Consider the following 598-nt stretch of genomic DNA (forward strand, 5'->3'; position numbering starts at 1 on the left):
GTATTAGCCGATATAAAAAGCATGACGCTGATTGGCCAGGAGGACCAGAACTATGTCAAGTTCAATTTCCTTCCCCGCGCTATTGAACGCGGCTTTCGTGCCATTGCCCTGGTGCGGCCTAATAACTACTTCAATGCACTGGCGGTTGAGTTTATATCCTATCGCGTACAGCAGACCAGTGTCCAGATCCGCATCTTTGATTCTTTGGCGGAAGCTCAGGCATGGCTTCAAAAAACAGTGTGAGTGTGAGCGCGGGAGCGAACAGATGTGCGAATACGACAATTTTTAATCAAATGATTAAAAAACTTGACTAAATGCGAAACATCCGCCATCTTTGTTCCGTACTGATACGTGTACGATGGCGAAAAAGAAGCAGGAATCAAAAGACCTATCGACCGAGGAGAAGATTAAAGAGGCAGCGCGGGAGGTCTTTACCAGGAAGGGGTACGCGGCCACGCGCACGCGCGACATCGCTGAAGCCGCCGGCCTGAATCTGGCTTTGCTGAACTATTACTTCCGCAGCAAAGAAAAGCTCTTCGAGATCGTGATGAGGGAGAAGGTACAGGCGTTATTCGGCATCATCGCACCGGTCATAAAC

The 598-nt window shown here is 49.3% G+C and carries 2 protein-coding genes; both read left to right on the plus strand.

From position 1 onward, the window contains the following. The coding region (locus KK062_RS29925) for a hypothetical protein (protein WP_254088062.1) at nt 1–243 on the plus strand (243 nt) is incomplete at its 5' end. 115 nt (nt 244–358) lie between these two features. Then, nucleotides 359–598 (plus strand): TetR/AcrR family transcriptional regulator (locus KK062_RS29930; protein WP_254088063.1); only part of this gene is annotated, 240 nt, incomplete at its 3' end.

Origin of the sequence: Dawidia cretensis (genome assembly GCF_018598175.1) — a bacterium.
Taxonomy (GTDB): Bacteria; Bacteroidota; Bacteroidia; order Cytophagales; family Cyclobacteriaceae; genus Ohtaekwangia; species Ohtaekwangia cretensis.